The organism is Sphingomonas sp. 77B (genome assembly GCF_056497825.1).
This window is the reverse complement of record NZ_JBWMBY010000003.1, coordinates 10,605-33,123: the sequence shown is the minus strand read 5'-3', so window position 1 is coordinate 33,123 and position 22,519 is coordinate 10,605. Positions and strand designations below refer to the sequence as shown.

Below are 22,519 nucleotides of genomic sequence, written 5' to 3'. Positions count from 1 at the left end.
CATTAGTCACAAACAGAGGTAAACGTGCGCCTGCGTCCGCGACGCAAGGCTTTTAGAGCCCATCCGCTTCGATACCGCGAACTCGCGATCAGTGTCTCCGAAGCTTCGCAGAGCTGGGCTAGGCAGGCGGGATGCCCCGAACATTTCCTAGCTGGAGGACAGGATTTCTTGCCTCGTCTACACCCCTCGTGCTGCTTGGCGGTGGCCAGCTGTCGAGGTCAGTCCTGTGGTGCACCGTGGATCTCCTCATCGGCTTTCACCTTATCGTGCGCCTTTCGATTGGTGCTCACGCCGCCGGTGCCCTGCTGGCAATTACCTTCGCCCTGAGTGCGATTCCCGATTTTTTCGTTGCCAGATGGCTCGCGCGGAAAGCTGATCCAATCGCTGCAGCCCTACGAATGCAGCTCCTGTTCGGCATTTTAGCATTCCTATCAGCTACGTTGCTCTTCGGTGTGGTTCCCGTCCTGCCAGAGTGGGAGATCGTCTATCTTTATGTGACATCTCTTGTTTTTCGTTTCACCTACGCAGCCTTCGACGTTTCGCAGAATGCCTTGGTGTCTCTCCTGCCTTCGCCGACCGGATCGGCAGGCCTGTTCGTGACAGTGAAGCTTTTTGCTTCCTCGCTTGGGCGGCTTGCAGCAGCAGTGCTGGTTGCTTGGGCAGTAGCTACAGAAGGCGACTTGTTGGCGGACGCGAAGACCTTAGCAGTAATCAGCATACCATTTGCCATCACCGTTTATGCTCTGTCGTGCGCCAAACCGGGCAGGACTGCACCTGCCCATATGCCTTCGACGTTCGAGTTCGGTCATTTGCCCATCGCGGCGCTGGCGCTGCCGGTCGTGGCAACGGTCTGCGAGGTTGGGCTGCTGGGCCTTACAGGTCGCTTGATGCCGCTTTTTCCGAAAGAAGCCGGTGGTGCTTCTCCCTCGTCGCTGATCGTCGCGATGGTGTGCGGAACCGTCGTTGGCCCCTGGCTCGGCTTCGTGGCCGGTCGTCGTCGGGTTCCGAGATTAGTGCTGATCGCTGTCGCGTCCGCCTGCGCCACGTGGAGCGCGGTGAACCTGCTTCATCCCGTCGGTGTCGGCACCGGACTTGTCATGGCGGCGTTGTATGGCACCGGTCTGGCGGTCCTCACGAACTTTGTTTGGGAGCAGGTTTCGACGGTCGTGCGCGATCACGCGGCACGGCATGGCACCCGCATCGATGCCCCGGCTTTCGCGGTCATCACCACTGCCATCAAGATTGCCATCGCTCTCTCCGCCGCTCTCTTTGGATTGTTCCTGGACGCCTTTCGGCAGGGTAGTTCCGGCAGCGTGCAATCCATAACGATCCTGCTCGTGGTGGGTGGAAGCGGCGCGGCTGTGGCGCTCGTGCTCAGCGAGTTATGGCGCAAGCCACGGCTGCTAACCGGCAACCCGCAAGTGACACAGGTCGCCTAGTCCGCACTCGCGCCCTATGCTCGGATGATGGAACGTCGACGTCGCGCCGAGATCGCCCTGACCACCGAGCAGAAGCGTGTCCTTTGGCACCTGAAGACGCGAGGGCCGATGCCGCGCACGCAACTCGCCACAGAACTCGACATGCACAATGCCGCGCTCACCCGCCTGTCACGCGAGCTGATGATGCTAGGTTGCCTTGAGGAGCAGGAGGGCCAACAGACGGGTCGCGGTCGCCCCACGGTTCCACTCGCGATCAGCGGCAGACTTGGCTACGCCGCGGGCGCGATGGCTCATCCCGGCTGGCTCGAGATCGTGCTGGTCGACTTTGCCGGCTTGGTGATCGCCAAACATGCGGAGAGCTTCAGCAGCCCTGATCCTCGTGAGTTCATTGAGCGCGTGGATGAATGTCTACGTCGCCTCGCGCTTGAGAATAACGTCATGCGCTCCCGCCTGCTTGGCCTTGGCGTGGCCATCCCCGGCCCGACCACGGTCACCAGTCCCCATAAGCGCTGGACCGTTAAATGGCTGGAAGGTTGGCGCGAGGTCGAGCATCCGCAGTTCTTCGAAGATGTCCTAGGCATACCCGTTTGGGTGGAGAACGAGGCCAAGCTGGCGGGGCTTGCGGACTTCTACGGCTGTGGACTGCTTGAGCGCTACTCCTCGGCCATCTCGATCTTCATCGGCCATGGTGTAGGCGGAAGCACGATCACGATGCGCGACGTGCTGCGTGGAGAGTTTGGCAACGCAGGTGACCTTGGACGCCTATACCCCGACTTGGAGAAGCCGCGGCCGTCAGGAATAGACCTGGTTCGGGATCTGAAGGCGGCGGGAGCGTCGCTTGCGTCGCTGCGGGACGTCGAGGAGGTCCTGGTCTCTCATGCCCCGGTCATTCAGAGATGGGTGGAGCGCGCAGGCCCCCAGCTCGCCACATTGGTCGCTGCAGGTGCAGCTTGGCTCGACCCTGGCGCGATCATCGTGTCGGGTTCGGTGCCCATCCCGATATTATCAGCGCTGGGCGCCCAGCTTGAGGCTGCCGAATGGATATTTGGCCACACGCCAATGCCCCGCCCAACCTTCCACGTGTCCTCCCTCGGCAGCTGGGCGACGCCGATCGGGGCAGCTATGCTGCCACTCCACGAGATCATCGCCCAATAGGTTCGATTATTTCAGGATAAAAAAGAAAAACCGTCACAACGCACCGGCATCGAACAGCGCATGTCTGAACGGAGGACGTGGGTGGCAATCGAGGGCGAGCGTAGGTACCTGTTTGGGAAGCGGCTTCGGTCCGCTCATCTCTACCTGGCCTCTGCAATCTTGGGCATTTCCGCTTCGTCACCGGCGCGGGAAGCCCCAACGGCACAGAAGCCGGTGGCCGCCACTCCGGTGATGATGGGCGTGCGCATCCTCAAAGCGCCGAATGCTCCCCGCCTCAACTGGAAGGTGCTGCCGCCACAAAATTGTCGGGACTGCACCGTTCTCCTGGGGCCGCGCGACAGTGGGCAGAACGAGCGCGAGTTCTTCTTCCACGTCCTGATGCCGCCAGGATCGGCCACCCTGGAAGGCCTGCGAATACAGGTCGACCCGGCGTTGATCCGAGCCGTGCTCGCCAGCGCCACGGACTACGAGTTGCCGAAGCGTGGTTTCGAACGACCGGAACCGAGGACACCCGGGATGGTCCACCTTCAATACGATCGCACGGCGGATGGCATCCTTCTGCACCAGCCACTGCGGCAGGACAGCCCCGATCTCCCGCCCGACGACTTGGGTGATGTCACAGAAAGTTATACCTTTATCGAAACGCCCGGCCTGTACGTTCGGGTTGCTCACGCCGACCCAAAGCGTCGTCGCGGTGGCTACGCGAGCGGCCGTTGGCCGGAGGTCGAGATCGCCGCAGCACTGAATCTGGAGTTCGCCGCTCAAGAGGCGATCAAGGAGCTAGGCCTTGCTGAAGCTGCACAGCGGCAAGGCGTCCAGACCATCATGCTGATGAATTTCGACACCAACTATCCGACGCTTGCCCCGAATTCGGCTCATGATGACTGGCCGCCGCATTGGCACATGCACCTGTTGTGGCGTGATCAGCCCAAGGTTCGGAAAGTCGGACACTTCTTCATCACACCAGACGGCCTGCTCTCGCAGAATCAGTCGGGAGATCTGGCCTCATTGGACAGCCCGGAACGCGTTACCCGGTGGTATGCTGCTGGCGAACCTGATGAAACCAGGACGCCCGAGGGTGACCTGGTCTACGCTCACACCATCACGAGTGCCGGACAGTTCATCCTTTCAACGCGGCGCGGAACCTGTCGGTTCGCACCCGTGACCGGGGGCTTCCACTCGGGTGTCAACCTGACCTGCGATCCAGGAAGCCGAAGGCTGCGGGTGAGGGCTATGGACGATCCCGTCCACGGGAGGCTCGACCTGTTCGTTAACGACAAGAGGAGCCAAAGTTACAGGTACGACGTGGACACGGGCGCTCTTTTGGATGCCCCATTCAATCACGGCCTCCGTTCAACAGCGCATCACAAGTAGCGGTTTCTCTCATTGAGAAAACTGCCTAATTATTTCACGATTAATAAATATAGCTGTCATACCGGCCTGACAGTCCTGCGGCCATCCAGTTTGGAACGTCGGGGGACCTTCAATGAAACGCGCTATCCTAATGCTCGGCACCGGCATCGCCATGGTATGGGCGAGTACCGCAACGGCCCAGCAGCAGCAAACCACCACAGCGGGCACGCTGGGCGACGCTAACGCTACACAGGAGTCGCTTGGCTCCTCCGCGTCCGGCGAGCCGCAGCCCGGGGAAGAAGGAACGATCGTGGTCACCGGGTCGCGCATTGCCCGGCCCGAACTGGAATCGGCGATGCCGGTCGCGGTGCTCGAATACGAAACCGCCCGGAACTTCGGCTACAACACCGTCTATGACGCGTTGCAGTTGAATCCTGCCATTGGACCGGGACTAGGGAACAACAACTCGCAAGGCGAGGCGTTCGACGCTGGCGTGTCGAACATCAATCTGCGCAACCTCGGCGTGAACCGCTCGCTCGTCCTCGTGGATGGTAAGCGCTGGGTCTCCAGCGGTGCGCGCACATCCGCGGTGGATCTGAACACCATTCCGGACGCGCTGATCGACCGGGTCGAAGTTGTCACCGGCGGTGCCGCAGCGATCTACGGTGCCGATGCCGTAACGGGTGCGGTGAACCTGATCCTCAGGAAGGAGATGAAGGGGTTTCGCCTATCGGCAACAAACGGCATATCGCAGCAGGGCGACGCCAATCATACATCGATATCAGCCTCGACCGGCTTCAGTTTCGATGAGGGTCGCGGGTCCTTCATCACGGGCGGAACGTACAACTTTTCCGATCCGGTTCGGTGGACCGACAGGTATGCAAACCGAATCTCTTTCATTACCAATCCGGCCAGCACAGGCCCGGCCGATGGCGTTCCGGATAACGTTCTTGAGCCAAACCTTCGGTTCATCCAGCGCGCTGGCGCACCGACGTTCTTCTACAATAATCAGTTCTACGTTCTTCAGAACGGGGCCTTGAGTCCGACCGGCTATGATCGAACGATCCTTGCGGGGGGCCTCGGCAACGGTAGCGGTGGGATCGGGGCCACCAACTTCGAGTACCATTTTCTTCGCAACAAATCGGAGAACGTGTCGACCTATTCCCGTCTCAACTACGAGTTTTCGCCCGCTGTCTCCATCGGAACCATCTTCGCCTTTAGCAAGAGCTACACGCGGGGACCCACGGTCTTCCCGGAAGTTCGCGACGACTCCCGCGCCACATGGTGGGGAGGACGGGGCGGCGAGGTCGCCCGGTTGACGGACCCGTTCCTGCCGGCTTCGCTGCGGCAGTTCATGGTCTCTAACAACCTGACTTCCCTGCCATTGAACCGGACGTATCTCAATCTCCCACAACCGTTCGAGATCCATAATCGCGAGAACGTGACGTTCGGCTCCGATGCTTCCGGACGGCTCGGGGAGCGTCTGAACTGGTCGGCGTTCGCGCAGTATGGTCAGGTGACCGACCATGTCACGACGACCAACGCGCCAAAGAGCATCGAGTGGGTGAATGCGCGCGACGTAGTCATCGATCCCGGCAGCGGCCAGCCGGTCTGCGCCAACAGCGCCGCGCGCGCTCAGGGCTGCGTACCTTTCAACTTCTACACCACCGACCGGCCGAGCCAAGCCTTCCTGGAGTACGCGCTCGCCGATCGCTTTGAGCGCCGCAAAAATACGCTCTTCACGACGGGTGCCAGCATCACGGGAAAGGCGGTGTCGCTCCCCTACGGAGAGCTGTCGGTTGCTTTGGGGACGGAGTGGCGCCGGGAGACGCTGTCGACCCGTGACGACCCGGATACCGAGAAGCTGTCCCGCATCGTCTTCGGCTCGGGCACTGATTATGTCCGGCACCCGGCGCTCGACGCCTCACGCGACACGTACGAGGTATTCGGCGAGGTGGTCGCGCCCATTCTCAGCGATCTTCCGTTCGCTCGTCGACTCGAGGTCGAGGGCGCGTATCGCTATTCGCATTATAGCGACACGCCGGAGACCAACACCTGGAAGGTTGGCGGCACTTGGGAGCCGGTTTCTGGACTCTCCTTCCGCGGCGTCTACTCGCGAAGCGTCCGCGTCCCCAACTTCGGCGAGCTCTATTCGCCGCAGATCGTGCAGACTGTCGGCATCACCAACGATCCCTGTTCCGGCGTCTACATCACCCAGGGCCCGAACCGGATGCGCAACTGCGCGGCGGTGCTAACCGGCACGGCGTTGCCGCTGCCCTACCCGAACACGAACGCGCCGCGCATCCTGCTCGGCGGAAACCCTGATTTGACACCTGAGAAGTCGGAAAGCGTGACGTTCGGAACGGTCATCCAGCCCCGGTTCCTTCCCGGGCTGGACATCACCGTCGACTACTTCGACATCAAGATCGACGATGCAATCACGGCGGTGCCGTACCTGAACATCCTGAACCTCTGCGTAGATGACGCCGCAGGTCCGGACGCCTTTTACTGCGGACTGGTCAATCGCAACGCCGTCGGGCAGATCGTCACCGTTCAGGCGGCCAACTACAATCTGGCGCAGCTCCAGGCGCGGGGCATCGACTTCGGCTTGTCCTATCGCCGTGATGTCGGCCCCGGACGGCTGCAGCTTCGCTTCAACGGCACCTACCTCATTGAGCAGACTACCGTCGCCACCCGTGGAACGGCAGGTATCGACTACGCAGGTCAGTGGACCAATCCCGAGTTTAGGGGCACACTCCTCTCGTCCTACCAAATCGGTCCGGTTGCCTTGGGCGTGAACACTCGCTTCATCAGCAAAAGTGTTTTCAACATTGCAGATGCCTCAAGGGAAATCCGCGACCCTTACAACGTTCCTGCCTATGTCTATAACGACGTGACAGTCCAGCTCGAAGCATCGGACCGCTTCACGTTCAGCTTAGGCGTCAAGAACGTAAGCGATGTTCGTGTCTTTGGCCCCCTTCAGGATACCGGTCCGGGCCCGAACAGTTCAGGTGGCGCGCAGACTGGATCGGCCTTTTATGACGCGATTGGTCGTTACTTATTCGCTAAGGTTGACTTGAAGCTTTGAGGTAGATGCCCACCGTCGGACTACCTGATATATGGGACTGACCTTGAGATATCGCGAGGATTGCCGCTTGCTGAAGCTCAGAAGCTACTCAGCAAGCGGCAACATGCGACGATGGAGTCGCTACACGCAGGCATCTGCCAAACGCGAGCCAACCGATTATGAGACATTCATTTCCGCAGTTGTGACTGCCTACCCCAAATGACTTTCCCGCATAGGAAGGTTCAGGGAGACAGTCGGAAATTTCAGGCCGATCGCGTGCGCGACGGCTGACCGGATTTCCCGAAATCTGTTCCCGAATGGGTTTTCCCGAAATGGCCCTTTGAGGATGGAGAAACGGGACGCTTCGCCACCATGCGCATGGGTGGCGGGCGCCCGTCACGCGGGTCCACGCATCCCCGCCCCGTCCCGGCCTGGGCCGGGCGGAATGCCATGCCAAGGGCCGATCCTTCGTGTAGGATCGGGTCCATCCCCCTTCGCCCGAAGGGAAACGGGGGCGACACCATGATGCCACCCCGCCCTCGCCCGCGAAGGAGCCCGCTTGCCGACCCTGTTCCGCCTGCACGGTTACGCCATCGCGGTCCTGATGGCGCTGGTCCATATGCTGGCGGTGGGCGACCGTTTTCTGCTGTCGATCCTGATCGAGCCGATCAAGGCCGATCTCGCCTTGCGCGACGGCACCATCGGGCTGGTGCAGGGCCCGGCTTTCGCCGTCGTGAACGGCGTGGCGGTCGTGCCGATGATCGCCCTGGCGCATCGCTGGTCGCTGGCGCGGCTGCTCGCGCTGGCGCTGGCGGGGTCGAGCGTGGCGACCATCGCCTGCGGGCTGGCGGGGTCGGGGACGGCGCTGGCCGCCGCGCGCATGGCCCTGGGGCTGGCACAGGCAGCGATCGGCCCCGCCGCGCTGGGCCTGATCGTCGCCGCCATGGCGCCGGCCCACCGGGGACGGGGGATCAGCCTGTTCACCGGGGGCGCGTCGCTGGGCCGCGGGGTGGCGATGATCGGGGGCGGTGCGCTGCTGGCATTGTTCCTGGCGCTGTCCGGGCCGGTCGCGGCGTGGCGCATGGTGTTCGTCGCGATGGGCGCGGCGGGCCTTCCCGTGGCGCTGTTCCTGCTGTGGCTGGCCTCGCCCGACCGTGGACGTTCCACCGGGCAGGGCGGGCGGATGCGCGCGGCGCTGGCCCACATGATCGCCGCGCGGGCCGGGCTCGCCCCCCATATCCTGGCGGCGATCTGTGCGGTGCTGATAGCCCAGGCGCTGACCAGCTGGGCGGCCAGCCTGCTCATCCGGCTGCACGGCCTGAGCCCGCCGCGCGCAGGCCTGTATGTCGGGCTGGCGATGATGCTGGCCGGGGCGGGGGGGCACGGCCTGGGCGGGATGCTGGCCGATCGTGGGCGTGGGGAAGGGCGCGCGAACGGGCCGATGCTGCTGGGACTGGCCATCGCCACGCTGGCGCTGTGGCCGCTGACCCGTGCGGACGACCTGCCGCTGGCGCTCGCCGCGCTGGCGGTCGCGGTCGCGGGGCTGTCGATCACGCTGGCGGGCGGCATGATCGGGCTGCAGAGCCATATGCCACCGGGCTTGCGGGTCGAGGGGACGGCGATCTTCCTGACGCTGGTCACGCTGCTGGGCACCGCGCTGGGCCCCTGGGGCGTCGGGCTGGCGAGCCAGGTGATCGCCCACCCCGCCGGGCTGGCCGATGCGATGGGCTGGGTTCTGGGCCTGACCGGACTGATCGGGTGCGGCGCGGCGCTGGTGGCGGTGCGGCGCGCGAGGGCGTGGGGCGCCGTCGCGGACGCGATGCCGGGGGGAGAGGCCCCACCCCAACCCCTCCCCTGAAGGGGAGGGGCTCCCTCAATCCAGTTCGTGCATCCAGCCGCTCCAGCGGCGGGTGCCCGTCTCCACCGCATCGCCGCGCCCCTGGCGGACGCGCGCGCGGTACTCGGCCGGATCGATCCCCTGATCGGCGCGGAAGGCGCGGACCAGCCCGGCCGCATCGCCCAGCCCATATGCCTGCGCCAGCTCGTCCAGCGTGCGATCCTCCGCCCCCGGCGCCTCGAGCGCGCGGCGCACCGCATCGACCCGCCGGCGCCGGACATGGCGCGCGATTCCGTCGCTGCGCTGGTACAGCCGGTACAGCGTCGCGCGCGACACGCCGACCTGTTCGGCGATCACCGCCCCGGTCAGATGCGGGTTGGCGATCTCGCGGTCGATCAGCTGCTCGACCGCCTCGCGGCGCAGGTGATCCTGGCGCCGTGCCTCGACCGCGACGTCGCGCGGGCCGCCCAGCGCGGTCGGCAACAGCTCGATCAGCGCGCGGGCAAAGGCGCCGTCATGCCGGTCGTCCAGCCCGGGCGCATGGCGGACCAGCGATTGCAGGAAGTCGCTGAGCATCGCGGTATCGGGGGCCCTTGCGACAAAGCCGTGCAGCGCGCCCAGGCTGCCCAGCGCCGCCAGCACCAGGTCGCGCGCGATGCTGGCGGTGATCATGTGCAGGTCGTGCGCCTCGGTCCGGTGGCCGCGCCGGGTATCCAGGAACACGATATCGCCCGGCCCGGCGTGCGCGAACCCGCTGCGCGGATGGCCGGTCAGCGTGCCCGACAGGACATGATGCAGGACGATATGGTCGAACCCGTCGGTCTGCACCCGTTCCTCGCGGACATGGGCCATGCCCGACAGATGCCGGTCGAACAGCAGCATATGCCGAAACCGCCAGCCCGTGACCCGCGCCCGGAACGGCCCGTCCAGCCGCACCACATCGGCCCCTTGCGCATACAGACGGCGATACCGGACAAAGGCATCGTCATCGGCCAGGCCCTCGCTGGAAAAGCCGATCGCTTCCTTCACCCCGCTCCCCCATTTCCCGCGCCATCCCCGTGACCGCAGTGAACGGTCCAGCATAGGGCCATATCGGGCAAATGCCATGGCAGGTTCCCACCGCACTATCGGGGATGGAGAGATGTCGCCCGCCTTGCCGGACAGCCAAGATGGGACGAACTGGCCCCGTCCGATGCGAGCCGCCCGACCACGGCGGCCATGCTGTTGCCCAGCCGGTCAGCATCATTTTTCCGGCCTCGTGAAAGGACAGACGGCGCCACCATAATCCCGGCATGTCTTGCAAACCGGATGAACACTTGGTCATCGCCCCCTGTAGCGATCTGTCGAAGCTCATCTCGTCCTTCATGACTTATACATCATGATTCCACGTGACATGACACCGCCTTCATCTTAGGGCTCATCCATCAATTGGGGGATGTCTGAAATGGTGAAGCTGTTGTCGCGCGGTCGGCAGGTCAAGGCGCGCGCCCTGGGTTCGAGCGCGATGCTGTTGACGGTCATGGTCGCGAGCCCGGCCTTTGCCCAGTGCACCCCCGATCCGACGCAGAGCAACACGACGACGACCTGCACCGGGACCGACAGGGGTCGGTACACAGAACGGACCCAGATATACGCTAAGGTTTTGCCGTGCCTTCGACGGCGCGCATCTGGCGAAGCGGTCTGAGCGCGGTGGATGGCGCATCGGGATCGGTCCAGAGGTAATCGCCGGTGAGATTGATATGCTGCCAACCGAGCGGTGATAGGTGTTGCAGCAGGTCCGGCGGGACCGGCCGGCCGAGGTTGGCGAGATGCATCCGGGCGGCTTGCAGGTAGGTCGTGTTCCACAGGACGATGGCACCGGCGACGAGGTTCAGCGCGCTCGCCCGATGGCTTTGGGCTTGCAGCGCATGATCGCGGATACGGCCGATGCGATGGAAGAAGATGGCGCGTTTCAGGGCATTTTCCGCTTCTCCCTTGTTGAGTTCGCGGGTGGCGCGGCGACGCTGTTCGGGCTGCTCGATCCAGTCGAGCGTGAACAGGGTACGCTCGACGCGACCGATCTCGCGCAACGCCAGTGCCAGGCCGTTGGCGCGTGGATAGGAGCCGAGCCGTTCCAGCATGATCGAGGCGCTGACGACGCCTGTGCGGATCGAGGTTCCCAGTCGCAGCACGTCGTCCCAGTGTGCCTCGATCAGACCTTCGTCGATGCGGCCCGCGACCAGCGGCGCAATATCGGGGCCGGGTTCGATGCCGTTAAACAGGTGCAAACGGCGTGCGGCGATATTCGGGATACGCGGCGCGAACCGGAACCCAAGCAGATGACATAGCGCGAACACATGGTCGGAGACGCCCCCGCCATCGACGTGATGCTCTTCGATGTGCAGATCGGCGCCGTGGTGGAGCAGCCCGTCGAGCACCTGTGCCGCCTCGCTCGCCGAAGCGGAGATAACTGTGGAATGGAACGGCGCGTAGCGATCCGAGACGTGGCTGTAAAAGGAGACAGCCGGCTCTGTCCCCTTGTGCGGATTGACTGCGCCGGTTGCCTGGGCGCGGCGGTCGAGCGGAAAGTTCTGACCGTCTGAGCTGGACGAGGTGCCGGACCCGAACAGCGCGGCCAGCGGCGCGGTGTGTTGGGCGTCGACAAGCCGGGCGAGCGCGCGACCGTAGGTTTCCTCGCGCAGATGCCACGAGGCGAGCCAACCGAGTTGGCGCTGGGTCACGAGATTGCAGGCTTCCGCCATGCGCGTATGGCCCAGATTGGTGGCATCGGCGAGCACCGCCGTGAGGATCGCACGTGGTTCATCCGCGGCACGGCCACTTTGCAGATGCGTGAAGCACTGGCTGAACCCGGTCCATCGATCGACTTCGGCAAGAAGGTCGGTGATGCGGATCGCGGGCAGATGCGCATAGAGCGGCGCAAGGGCGGTATCGGATTCCTCGGGAGTAATCGCCTTCAAGGGCGAAATCCGCAGCCTGCCCAAGCTGAGCTGCACGTCTTCCAGCGCGTCCGTCTCCGCCTTTCGCTCGACCTCGGCCAATCGACGGGCGAGGCGGGCGCGTCGTTCGGCCAGCCAGATATCGGCCGTATCCGGTGCCGGTATCGGCAAGGGGCCGGCCGCGCGCATGTTGGCGAATACGGGGGCAGGAATGAGTTGCTGCTCGACAGCACGATAGCGTCGGCTTCCCTCGACCCACATGTCGCCGGCGCGAAGCCGGTCGCGAAGCTCGACCAGCACGCACAATTCATAGATCCTGCGATCGGGAATGCCGGTGCCGATCGCCCGACGCCAAGCTTGCCGGATGAAGCCGACTGGCGTGCCTGCAGGCAATTTGCGCAGATGACCAAAATGAAGGTCGCGCATGATCGCGACCGCTCGCGCGAGCGCATGGCAGGCTGGCACCGCCCCGAATGTGAACGAGGCGATGAACGAGGGACCGACCTGTCGGAGGACGGGGTAATTGGTCGCGGCGACCGCGACGGGATCGACCGAATCGGGGCGGATCAGCTTGCGGGCTTCATCGACCTCGCGGCCGAGATCATTCCATCCGATCGCTGCCTCGACCGCAGCGCCGATATCGCCACCTGATATCTTGGCGGCGAGCAAGGCAGCGCCGAGTTGGGCAAGCAGCCGGATTTTGCCGTTGATGGTGCGCCGGTTGCGCTTGAGTGTCGTGTCCGCGCTGTTCTGTTCGCGCCGGAACATCTGCCCAAGCAGGCGATCGAACATCAGCACCGCATCGTCGGTGAGGGTAACGATGGTTTCGAGGATGGTCGCCACCAATGTGGCGCGACGCCGCGTCGCTTGCAGCGTCCGAACATGTTGCGCGGTCAGCCGCACGCCTTCCTGGCACAGGCGTCGGAGGCGCTCGGGATGGACGCCTACGGCGATATCCGGATCGATCCCGATGGCCCGAAGCAGTGTCAGTCGCTCGATGATGGCGGCGAATGTCTTTCGGCCGGGCTTGCCGGGTGACTGCCGCACCCAGGCCAGATCGCTCAAGTTCGTGCCTGTGTGGGGCAGGAGAAGCGCATCGAGCAGCCGGCGCTGTCGAGCATCGAGTCCTCGGGTCAGATGCTCGGCGACATGGCGTTCGGCATCGAGCAACGCCTGTGCGACCATCCGCTCGACCGAACTGATGCCCGGCACAATGATGCGCCGTCGCCGGCACTCATCCAGCATCACGCGCGCCAGCCTAGCCCCGCTGGTCGTCGTCAGCGCGATCGGCAGGAGCCATTCCTGCAACGTCGTTCGCAGCGGCCGACTGAGCGGCATGAAGCCGAATGCATCGCGCAGTGCATCGAGCTGTTCGTACCGGGTCGGGCCGCGCGTCGCGTAGTCGGCCAGCACCTCGGGTCCGACCTGCAATTGCTCTGCGACGAACGCGAGCGGCGTATCAGGGATCAGTTCACCGGGTCGCAGGAAACGGCCAGGATAGCGCAGCGCGCAAAGCTGGATCGCGAAACCCAGCCGGTTATGCGGTCGCCTCCGGCGGACGATGATGGCCAAGTCGTCCCGGCTCAATGTCCAGTGCTGGACGAGCAGGGTTTCGTCGTCGGGAAGCGCGAGCAACGCCGCGCGTTGCTCGTCCGACAGGACGGCGCGACGCGGCATCGGCTTAGACCTTGGCCGGTGCGGTCCAGCCGATCCGGGCAAGCGTGCCGAGAAGGGTCGAACGCGGCACCTTGAAGGTCCGGCAGACGGACGCCTTGCTGGCCCCGCCATCCAGCGCGGCGGTGATCCGCTCGAGCGTTTCGGCGTCGATCATCGGCGGGCGGCCACCTTGGCGTCCCCGGCGTTTGGCAGCAGCCAGTCCCGCCATCACCCGTTCGCGCGTGAGCGCACGCTCATATTGTGCCAATGCACCGAACAGCGAGAACAGCAATTCGCCGTGCGGCGTGGTCGTATCCATCTGCTCGGTCAGCGACCGGAACGCGATGCCGCGCGCCTTCAGATCGGTGACGATCGTCAGCAGGTGCGGCAGCGAGCGTCCGAGCCGGTCGAGCTTCCACACGATCAGTGTGTCGCCCGCGTTCAGATAGTCGAGGCAGGCTTTCAGGCCTGGTCGGTCGTCGCGCGCGCCGGATGCCTTGTCGGTATGGAGATGCCGATGATCGACCCCGGTTGCGACGAGCGCGTCCCGCTGGAGATCGACCGTTTGGCGGTCATCGGTCGTTGACACCCGCATATATCCGACCAGCATGTACGACAAACCCTCGAAAGCATGTTTTCGAACACCCTATCAAAGCGACAGGGTTTGTCGATCGTTATGGGCTGAGGCGGGTATGGTTCGGCAAAAGCGCAGGTCCGGAGCGTCGCCTATCACCTGTTTGCCGTCACGCGTCTGCTGTCCGTATGGACGCAAGTAGAAGGCACGCTGATGCCGCAAGAAGCACCAGGTCCTTCAACAGGAACTGTCCGGTTCCGGCCGAAATCGCCGGGAACCCGCCAGCGGTCGGCTCGGCGACGCCAGGCGTGCTCAGGAAAAACGTCAGTGTCACGGCATAAGTCAGGCATGACATCGCCGCGCCGAGAGCGGAGGCCGTCTTGTTGAAAGCACCGATAATCAGCGCAGCGGCCGTCGCGAGCTCGACGGTGCCTATAAAATAGCTTCCACCCTGCACCCCAAAAACGGCCGGAATCCAGCTCATGATCGGACTGTTCTTCATCAATGGCGCGATGCCCATCGCTTCATAGCTCGTGAATTTCATGCAACCGAACCAGAGAAAGATGACCACCAGCGCCCAGCGCAGCAACGCGAGAGACCCGCGAGAGCCGGTCGTCTTTTCAGCTATGTGTAATGTCGAAAACATGGTGCCTCGCTTTCATCATGGCGCATGACCTGCCTTCATGCTTAGACAGGCGTGATATATGCGCTGCGCATACACTATACGCCGTCAATGAATGAGGCAACCCTTTGAACGTACTCTCGGACCGGCTCGTCAATCTGTTCGGCGCCCTCGCAGTGGGCATCACCGATCGAATTAAGAAGGCGGCATTCGACCCGACGATACCCGGCGGTGGCGAAACCACCGCGGCGATCGTCGTCATCGGTCACGCGACCGGTCTTTCGATCGACGAATTAGGACGGGTGCTAGGCTTGTCCCACGCGGGGACGGTGCGGCTTGTCGATCGATTGGTTGCAGCCGGGTTCGCCGTTCGATCCAAAGCGCTACGGGACCGTCGTGCAGTAGCGCTGATGCTCACTGAGGCAGGCGAGACTCGCCTATCTGCGATCCTGCAACGAAGAAACGAGACTTTATCCGAAATCCTTAGCCATGTCTCGAATGCTGACCGCCTCGTGCTGGAACGTATTGCCGAGACAATACTTGCGCAGATGTCTGACGACGCTGTCTCGGCGCTGACGATATGCCGGCTCTGCGACGAGAGGCGATGCTACAACTGTCCGATGGATGCCTTTGGAATGCTGGAGTCGTCGACGCATAGAGTCGACCCATAAGTGCGCGCAGAGACGCTTAGCGTATATCTGTGCCCGTTCTATGTCCTGACCCCCGACAGCAACGGCCTGGTCGTCACCACCTCGGGCACGACCGTCGACGTGGCATCGGGCGCCACCGTGACCAACAGCGGCGCGTCGGCGATCGCCTTTCCAATCCCGACATCGCTGACCAGCTATCCTTCCGCGACGCTGACCGTCGGCGGCCTCGTCGATGGCGGCACCCAGACGGGCGTGCAGTTCGTCCGCCAGGCCACCACCAACGGCTATACCACCGGACAGCTGTCGGTAACGGTCGGCGCGGGTGGCCGCATCAGCGGTGCGAACGGCCTCGTCATCGGCCAGAGCGGCAGCAGCTTCGGCAACACCGTCGCCTCGATCGACAATAGCGGTACGATCAGCGGGACCGGCAGCGGGACGGGCACCGGCACGAACGGCTATGCCCTGTTGTCGACATCGTTCGCCTCGGCCGGATTCTCGACGATCACCAATCGCGCGGGCGGGCGGATCGGCGCGATCGGCGGCCCGGTCGGCACGCTGACCAATGCGGGCACCATCGATGGCGGCACGCGCAGCGCGATCGACATGGGCACGAGCTACAGCTCGGCGGTCTATGGCTATAACTGGACGAACAGCGGGACGATCCAGTCGAACAGCACGGGGGCGACGCTGGCCGGCGTCCGTTCGATCACGCTCGTCAACAGCGGGACGATCGCCAACAGCGGTACCGGGGCAGCGATCACCGCGACCGGCGCGACCATCACCAATGCCGCCGGTGGGCGGATCGCGACGGCGGGCGCAACCGCGATCCAGGCCGACGGCAATCTCTATCTGACCAACGCCGGGACGATCGTCGGCGATGTCGTGATCACCGCCGCGAATTTCGGCAGCAGCAATGTCGACAACAGCAGCGGCACGATCACCGGCAATCTGCGCTTCGGCACCACCAGCGACACGCTGACCGTCGGCTATGCGAATGGCGCGATCCGCACCGGCGTCAGCGGCACGATCGACGGGGGCAGCGGCACCGACACGCTGCGCGTCCGCTTCACGAGCGACGCGACGCTGGCCTCGGCGGTCGTTCTGCCGACCGGGTTCGAGCAGCTGAGCCTGGCCCCCGACGCGGACAAGACCGCGACGCTGGCGAGCGGCTTCACGACCGTCGGGCCGATTACGATCGACGGCACCGGAACGGTCGTCAATCGCGTCGCACTGACCGGCACGGGCACGGTCGTGCGCGACACCCTCGGCAGCGGTCTGGGCGCGCCGAGCTTCGTCAATGCGGGCAGCATCGCCGCGACCGGCGGGCAGAGCGGCACCTATGCCGTCGGCGTGAATTCGCTCCGGCGGTTCGAGAACAGCGGCACGATCACCGCGACCCAGGGCGGCGTCTCGTTCAGTTCGCAGGGGATGTTCGTCAATTCGGGCACGATCACGGCGGGCGGCACCGCGGTTTCGGTGTTCGGTCCCTATTTCAGCAACACCGGCACGATCCGTTCGACCGGCGGAATCGGGGCGTCGCTGTCGGGCTCGTCGGGAACCGGCTGGACCAATAGCGGCCGGATCGAGGGCGTGACCGCCGGGGCCCGGCTGTCGAGCCAGCTGACGAACAGCGGCACGATCACCGCGACCGGCATCGGCGTGATCCTGGATTCCTATGGCAGCCTGACCAACGCGGCGGGCGGCGTCGTCACGGGGGGCACGCGCGGCGCCGGTGTCGCCGGGGCGGCGGATTCCTATGCCCTGTCGAATGCCCGCATCGCCAATGCAGGCATCATCAACGGCGATGTCAGCTTCGGCGCGTCGAGCGACCCGCGCTATTACAACAACAACGCCTATTTCGCGCTGCCGGGCGGTGTCCTGAACGGCAATCTGCGGCTGGCGGCGGGCGACCAGTTCTTCACCGAGCTGGAGGGCAGCGGCGCGGGCCGCTATGCCGGTGTCACCGGCACCGTGCTGGGCACCAATATCGGCCTGCGCTACCGCGTGCGCGCCGACAGCAGCGCGACGCTGGCGGCGGATGCCGTCTTCTCCAGCATCGGCTATGACCTGTACGACAAGGCGACACTGACGCTGACCGGATCGCCCTCGACCCGCCAGCCGGTCCTGATGGGGCAGGGCAGCGTCGACCTCAGCGCCGACATCGCGACGACGACCGGCCCCGCGATCCAGGTCGCATCGCGTCTCCTGTCCTCCGGCCTGACCGAGACCGGGTCGACGCTGACCGTCACCAGCCGGGGCGCGCTGTCGCTGACCCCGACCCTGGCCAATTCCTATCCGGGCAATGCCGTCACGCTGGCGGAGAACGACAGCTTCACCAATGCGGGTACGATCACCGTATCGGATCGTCGCCCGTCCACGTTCGGCCCGATCGGCGCCGTTTATGGCGGCAAGAGCGTGACCAATGACGGCACGATCACGCTCGACGGTGCGATCGGCATCCAATATGCGCGCAGCTTCACCAACACCGGCCGCATCGTGCAGGCCGTGGGCGGCCGCGCGGCCACCGGCGTCAGCGGCGCCGACATGATCGTCAACAGCGGCACGATCGAGGTGGCCGGGCCCGCCGTCCTGCTCGACTACAGCTATAGCGGCCGTCCCACGCTGGAAAACAGCGGCCGGATCGCCAGCACGACCGGCCCCGCGATCGTCCAGACGTCCTATGGCGCGGTCATCCGCAATCTGGCGGGCGGCACCATCGTCGGCGGAACCGGCGGGATCGCCATTCGCGCCAGCAGCGCCCAGCTGTCCAACGCCGGCACCATCACCGGCGACGTCGATCTGGGTTATAGCAGCTTTGGCGGCCGGTCGTTCTTGGCCTCCACCTACACCGGCAGTGGCGGCACGCTGACCGGCAATCTCCGCTTCGGTGACGGCGACGACGTGTTCGTGGCGATCGACGGTATCACGGGCGTGACCGGCACGATCGACGCCGGGGGCGGCAACGACACCTATCGCCACGCGTTCACGAAGTCCGCCACCGCCACGCTGGGCAACCTCACCGCGCGCAATTTCGAGCGTGAGGACGTGCAGGCGATCGGCGCCGATACGCTGGTCACGGTCAAGGCGAGCGCACCGCTCGCCACGCTGCGGGTGCTGGGCGACGGAAAGATCGTCAACACCGCCAATGTCGATGGCGATCTGGCCATCGGCAACGACGATTATTACGGCAATCCCATGCAAGACGCTGCGCTGGCGGCCTTCACCAACCAGGCGGTGGTCAAGGGCGTCCTGCGCGGCGCGGCGATCCGCTTCGCCAATAGCGGCAGCATCGGCAGCGCCAATCTCGATCAGCCTGCGCTGCAGATCCGCGCCACATCCTTCGACAATTCGGGCACCATCCTGGCGAGCGCGAATCGCGCAGGTAACAATTTCGGCCAGAACGTCTATCTGACCGGCCTGGGTGGCGGCCTGGCCGCGACCAATAGCGGCCGGATCGAACAGGGTCTGTCGGCCTTTGTCAGCAATTATGTCGGCTATGGCACCGCGCCCGTCGACCCGCCCGTACCGATGCAGATTTCGCTGGCCAACAGCGGGTCGATCTCTTCGACCGGGCAGGTGACGGCGCTCGATCTGTACCTGCTGGACTATCAGGCCGCGGGCGGGACCGTGCGCCTAGACAATAGCGGCACGATCGACGCCAGCGTGGCCAGCGGCGTCGGCGCTTGGGTCGGCGTGGGCATCGCCACGAACGGAAACGGCACGCCGACGCCCCCGTCGGTTCAGCCCAGCTATGCGATCGGTATCGCCAATTCGGGTACGATCCGCGCCAATGGCGGTGGCACTATGGTCATCGACCCCTATGCGGGTGCCGCCGTTCCGGATTGGCAGGATCGCGACGCCCCCTTCACCAAGGCCGCTACGGCGCTGATGGTGTTTGCAGGCGTCCCCACGACCGCGACGATCGCCAACGCCGCGACCGGCACGATCGAGGCGACCGGGGTGAAGTCGGTCGCGATCCGCGCCAATGGCGTCGGCATCGACCTGACCAATGCCGGGACCATTCGTGGCGGGGCAGGAACCACGCTGGCCGCCAATGACGGCTTGGTCGGCGCGCTCGGCTCGACCTATCTGGCCGGCGCCATCCATACCACCGGCACCGCAGACGACCGGATCGTCAACACCGGCACCATCATCGGTTCGATCGCGCTGGGTGCGGGCAATGACCGGATCGAGAATTACGGGCGGATCGAGGGCAATGTGTTCCTGGGGGCAGGGGACGATACCTTCCTCCACCGCGCCAGCGCGACGCTGGTCGGTACGGTCGATGGCGGGACGGGCACCGACAGCCTGATCGTCGACGCGACCGGGGGCGGCACCGTCAATGGCGACCAGTTCGTCAATTTCGAACGCTTCAGCCAGATCGGGCAGGGCAATGTGACCTATGCCGGGGCCTTCCGCTTCGACACGCTGGGCGTGGCGGGCGGATCGGTGACGGTCGCGGCGGGCCAGACGCTGGCCAGCACCGGCGCGGTGACGATCACCGGCACCGACGCGGCCGAAACCGTGACCAACAACGGCACCATCGCCGGGTCGGTCGCGCTGGCGGGCGGCAACGACCGCTTCGTCAATGCCGGGCTGGTCCAGGGCGCGGTCTCGCTGGGCGACGGCGACGACAGCTTCGTCGAGGGCGCAGGATCGCGCGTCGTGGGCGGCGTCGATGGCGGCGCGGGCACCAACCTCTATACCGCGCTGCTCAGCGGCGATCGCACGGGGCTCGGCCAGCGCAGCAACTTCCAGCAGCTGGCGGTGACGGGTTCCGGCACGCTGTCGCTGACCCTCGACCAGAGCTTCGACACGGTTGCGCTGTCGGGCACCGGGCTGAATGTCGCGCTGGCAGGCAACCGCATCGGCGCGGTCACGGGCACGGACGCGGCCGAGCAGCTGCGCGTCGACGGCGACATCGCCAGCGTTTCGCTGGGGGCAGGGGACGACCTGCTCGCGCTGGGCACGGCCAATGCGGCGGGCCGGTACGATGGCGGCACGGGCACCGACACGCTGGCCTTCACCGCCAATGCGCCGGTGGTGCTGAGCGGGCTGGCGACGGGCTTCGAAACCGTGTCGCTCACCGGCAACGCGCTGACCGTGACGGGCTCGCTGGGGTCGCAGGGCGCACCCTTGCGCTTCGGCGACGGCGACCAGTCGCTCACGATCGCCAGGGGCGGCACGCTTGCCGGGGTCATCGATCTGGGCGCGGGCAATGACAGCTTCCGTCTGGCGGCGGGCTCGGTCCTGCTGGGCACCGTCTCGGGCGGAGCTGGCAATGACGGCGCCACGCTGGAGCTGGCGGGCAACCAGATGCTGGCGGCGGGTACGCTCACCGGGTTCGAGACGCTGGCGACCGAGGGGACCGGCGCGCTGACCCTGACGGGCACGCAGACCTATACCCAGGTCAACGCCGCGACCGATTTGACCATCGCATCGGGCAGCAGCCTGACCGCGAACCAGGTGGCCTTCACCGGCGGCAACCAGCGCTTCACCATCGCGGGCACCTTTGCAGGCGCCGTCGATGGCGGGGCAGGGACCGACGGCATCGTGCTGTCGGGCGGCACCGCCGCTGCGCCGGTCGCGTTTACGAACGTCGCCAATGTCGAGGCGCTGGCGATGGCCGGCGGCTATGCCACGGTATCGGGCAGCGCCGCCTTCGGGTCGGTCGACATGGCGGGCGGTCGCCTGGTCGGGCTGGCCGGATCGACGATGACGGCCACGCAGTTCCTGGTGCGTCAGGGCGCGACCTTCGGATCGGCGGGCACGGTCAACGGCAATCTGACGGTGGCGGGCACGCTCAGCCCCGGCGCGTCGCCGGGTACGATGACGGTCAACGGCAACGTCGCGCTGAACAGCGGCTCGCTGTCCTATTTCGAGCTGACCCCGACCGTGTCGGACAAGCTGATCGTCAATGGCGGGCTGACCATCGCCAGCGGATCGACGCTGCAGATCGTATCCAGCGGCGCCCTGCGCCCCGGCACCTCCTATGACCTGATCGTCGCCAGCGGCGGGATTTCGGGCAGCTATTCGAACATCGTCAAACCGACCGACCTGTTCGGCTTCGTCGTCCAGCGCGCCGACCGGATCCAGCTGCTCGGCCAGTTCCTGGGCGATGCCCGCTTCAGCCCGCAAGTGTCGCGCAGCATCGACTATGCCAACGCCACGCTGGCGCGGCAGCCCACGACGAGCACGCTGTTCGCCGCCCTGCCGTCGCTGTTGACCGGCACGGGTGCCTCCAACCCGCGCGGCTTTGCGCAAGTGACGCCGGAGGCCTATGCCTCGGCCACCCAGATCGGCGTCGACAACGCCCTGGGCCTGGTCCAGGCGGCACGCGGTCCCGCCTTCGCCACCACCCGCGACGAGGCGGGGCCCTTCACCTTCGCCCAGACGCTGGGCCAATGGCACACGCTGGGCGCCGATCGGGTACAGGGAACCAGCGAGGTGCGGACGCGCGGCTATGGCTTCCTGGGTGGTGTCGGTTACGGCGACCGCCAGTGGATGATCGGTGCGTTCGGCGGCTGGCTCGACACGCGTCAGCAGGTCGCCCCGCTCGCCGCCTCGACCCGCGCCGACGGCGTGGTCGCGGGCGTGCATGGCCGTTATGCGATGCCGGGCGGGTTCGGCTTCGGCGCGTCGATCGTCTATGACGGCGCGCAGGCCCGCACCACCCGCGCGCTGCCGGGCACGGCCTCGGCGTTCGGGCGCTACGACCTGCACAGCTGGACCACCGACCTGTCGGTCCATTATGCCGCCGAAATGGCGGACGGCTGGGCGCTGACCCCGCGCGCCGGGCTGACCTATCTGCGCACCACCCGCGCCGGGGTGGCCGAGACGGGCGGCAGCCCGTTCGCGCTGGCCGTCGCACGCAACCGCCAGGTCGCGGGCTTTGCCGATGCCGGTATCACGGTCGGACGCAGCGATGCGTCGGATGCACCGTTCCGCCCCTTCGTGACGCTGGGCGCCCGTTACCAGATCGAGGGCACCGCGACCCGCGCGCTGGGCGGCTATGCGGGCGGTGGCCTGGGCCTGGTCGCGCTGGGCGCGTCGCGCACGCCGCTGGTCGCCACCGCGACCGCCGGGGTCGCCTATCGCTTCACCAGCGGGTTCGACCTGTACGCCACGGGCAGCGCACAAAGCGGTCGCGACGACCATCAGGAAACGATCTCGGCCGGCGTCCGCCTGCGCTTCTGATGGGGTGAGGGGCCGGAGCGGCGATCCGCTCCG

General features: G+C 65.4%; 12 protein-coding genes. 7 read left to right on the top strand and 5 right to left on the bottom strand.

Going from position 1 to position 22,519, the window contains the following annotated elements:
- The first annotated feature begins 236 nt into the window (after nt 1–236).
- From AC1GI4_RS18695 to AC1GI4_RS18675, 5 genes are all read left to right on the top strand, one after another.
- Entirely contained in the window at nt 237–1,439 is a 1,203-nt protein-coding gene (locus tag AC1GI4_RS18695; RefSeq protein WP_479630555.1) for an MFS transporter, read from the top strand.
- A 27-nt stretch (nt 1,440–1,466) separates the two neighbouring features.
- On the top strand, nt 1,467–2,594 hold the full coding sequence (locus AC1GI4_RS18690) for an ROK family protein (RefSeq protein ID WP_479630554.1): 1,128 nt from the start codon (nt 1,467–1,469) through the stop codon (nt 2,592–2,594).
- 213 nt (nt 2,595–2,807) lie between these two features.
- The gene (locus AC1GI4_RS18685) at nt 2,808–3,968 is read left to right on the top strand and encodes a hypothetical protein (protein WP_479630553.1); all 1,161 of its coding nucleotides are present in this window, start codon (nt 2,808–2,810) and stop codon (nt 3,966–3,968) included.
- Nucleotides 3,969–4,098: 130 nt separating this feature from the next.
- Complete coding sequence (locus tag AC1GI4_RS18680) at nt 4,099–7,035, top strand: TonB-dependent receptor plug domain-containing protein (protein WP_479630552.1); 2,937 nt, start codon at nt 4,099–4,101, stop codon at nt 7,033–7,035.
- Nucleotides 7,036–7,573: 538 nt separating this feature from the next.
- Nucleotides 7,574–8,872: an MFS transporter gene (locus tag AC1GI4_RS18675; protein WP_479630551.1), complete on the top strand. Its 1,299-nt coding sequence runs from the start codon at nt 7,574–7,576 to the stop codon at nt 8,870–8,872.
- Nucleotides 8,873–8,887: 15 nt separating this feature from the next.
- Here the strand turns inward: AC1GI4_RS18675 and AC1GI4_RS18670 are convergent, their stop codons facing one another.
- From AC1GI4_RS18670 to AC1GI4_RS18650, 5 genes are all read right to left on the bottom strand, one after another.
- The gene (locus AC1GI4_RS18670) at nt 8,888–9,880 is read right to left on the bottom strand and encodes a helix-turn-helix domain-containing protein (protein WP_479630550.1); all 993 of its coding nucleotides are present in this window, start codon (nt 9,878–9,880) and stop codon (nt 8,888–8,890) included.
- A gap of 381 nt (nt 9,881–10,261) precedes the next feature.
- Nucleotides 10,262–10,465 carry a hypothetical protein gene (locus tag AC1GI4_RS18665; protein WP_479630549.1) on the bottom strand — a complete coding sequence of 68 codons (204 nt, stop codon included), beginning with the start codon at nt 10,463–10,465 and terminating at the stop codon, nt 10,262–10,264.
- A gap of 20 nt (nt 10,466–10,485) precedes the next feature.
- Nucleotides 10,486–13,464, bottom strand: a complete 2,979-nt coding sequence (locus AC1GI4_RS18660) for a Tn3-like element ISMpo10 family transposase (protein ID WP_012449407.1) — start codon at nt 13,462–13,464, stop codon at nt 10,486–10,488.
- 4 nt (nt 13,465–13,468) lie between these two features.
- Nucleotides 13,469–14,053 (bottom strand): recombinase family protein, encoded by a 585-nt coding sequence (locus AC1GI4_RS18655; RefSeq protein WP_010339849.1) that lies wholly within the window; start codon nt 14,051–14,053, stop codon nt 13,469–13,471.
- Between the two features lie 133 nt (nt 14,054–14,186).
- Nucleotides 14,187–14,663, bottom strand: coding sequence for a YkgB family protein (locus AC1GI4_RS18650; protein WP_010339850.1), 477 nt, complete (start codon nt 14,661–14,663; stop codon nt 14,187–14,189).
- A 104-nt stretch (nt 14,664–14,767) separates the two neighbouring features.
- Between AC1GI4_RS18650 and AC1GI4_RS18645 the strand changes: the two genes are divergently transcribed.
- Both AC1GI4_RS18645 and AC1GI4_RS18640 read left to right on the top strand, forming a co-directional pair.
- Nucleotides 14,768–15,310, top strand: a complete 543-nt coding sequence (locus AC1GI4_RS18645) for a MarR family winged helix-turn-helix transcriptional regulator (RefSeq protein ID WP_010339851.1) — start codon at nt 14,768–14,770, stop codon at nt 15,308–15,310.
- A complete protein-coding gene (locus AC1GI4_RS18640; RefSeq protein ID WP_479630548.1) occupies nt 15,311–22,486 on the top strand; it encodes an autotransporter outer membrane beta-barrel domain-containing protein in 7,176 nt (2,391 codons plus the stop codon).
- The last annotated feature ends 33 nt before the right edge of the window (nt 22,487–22,519 follow it).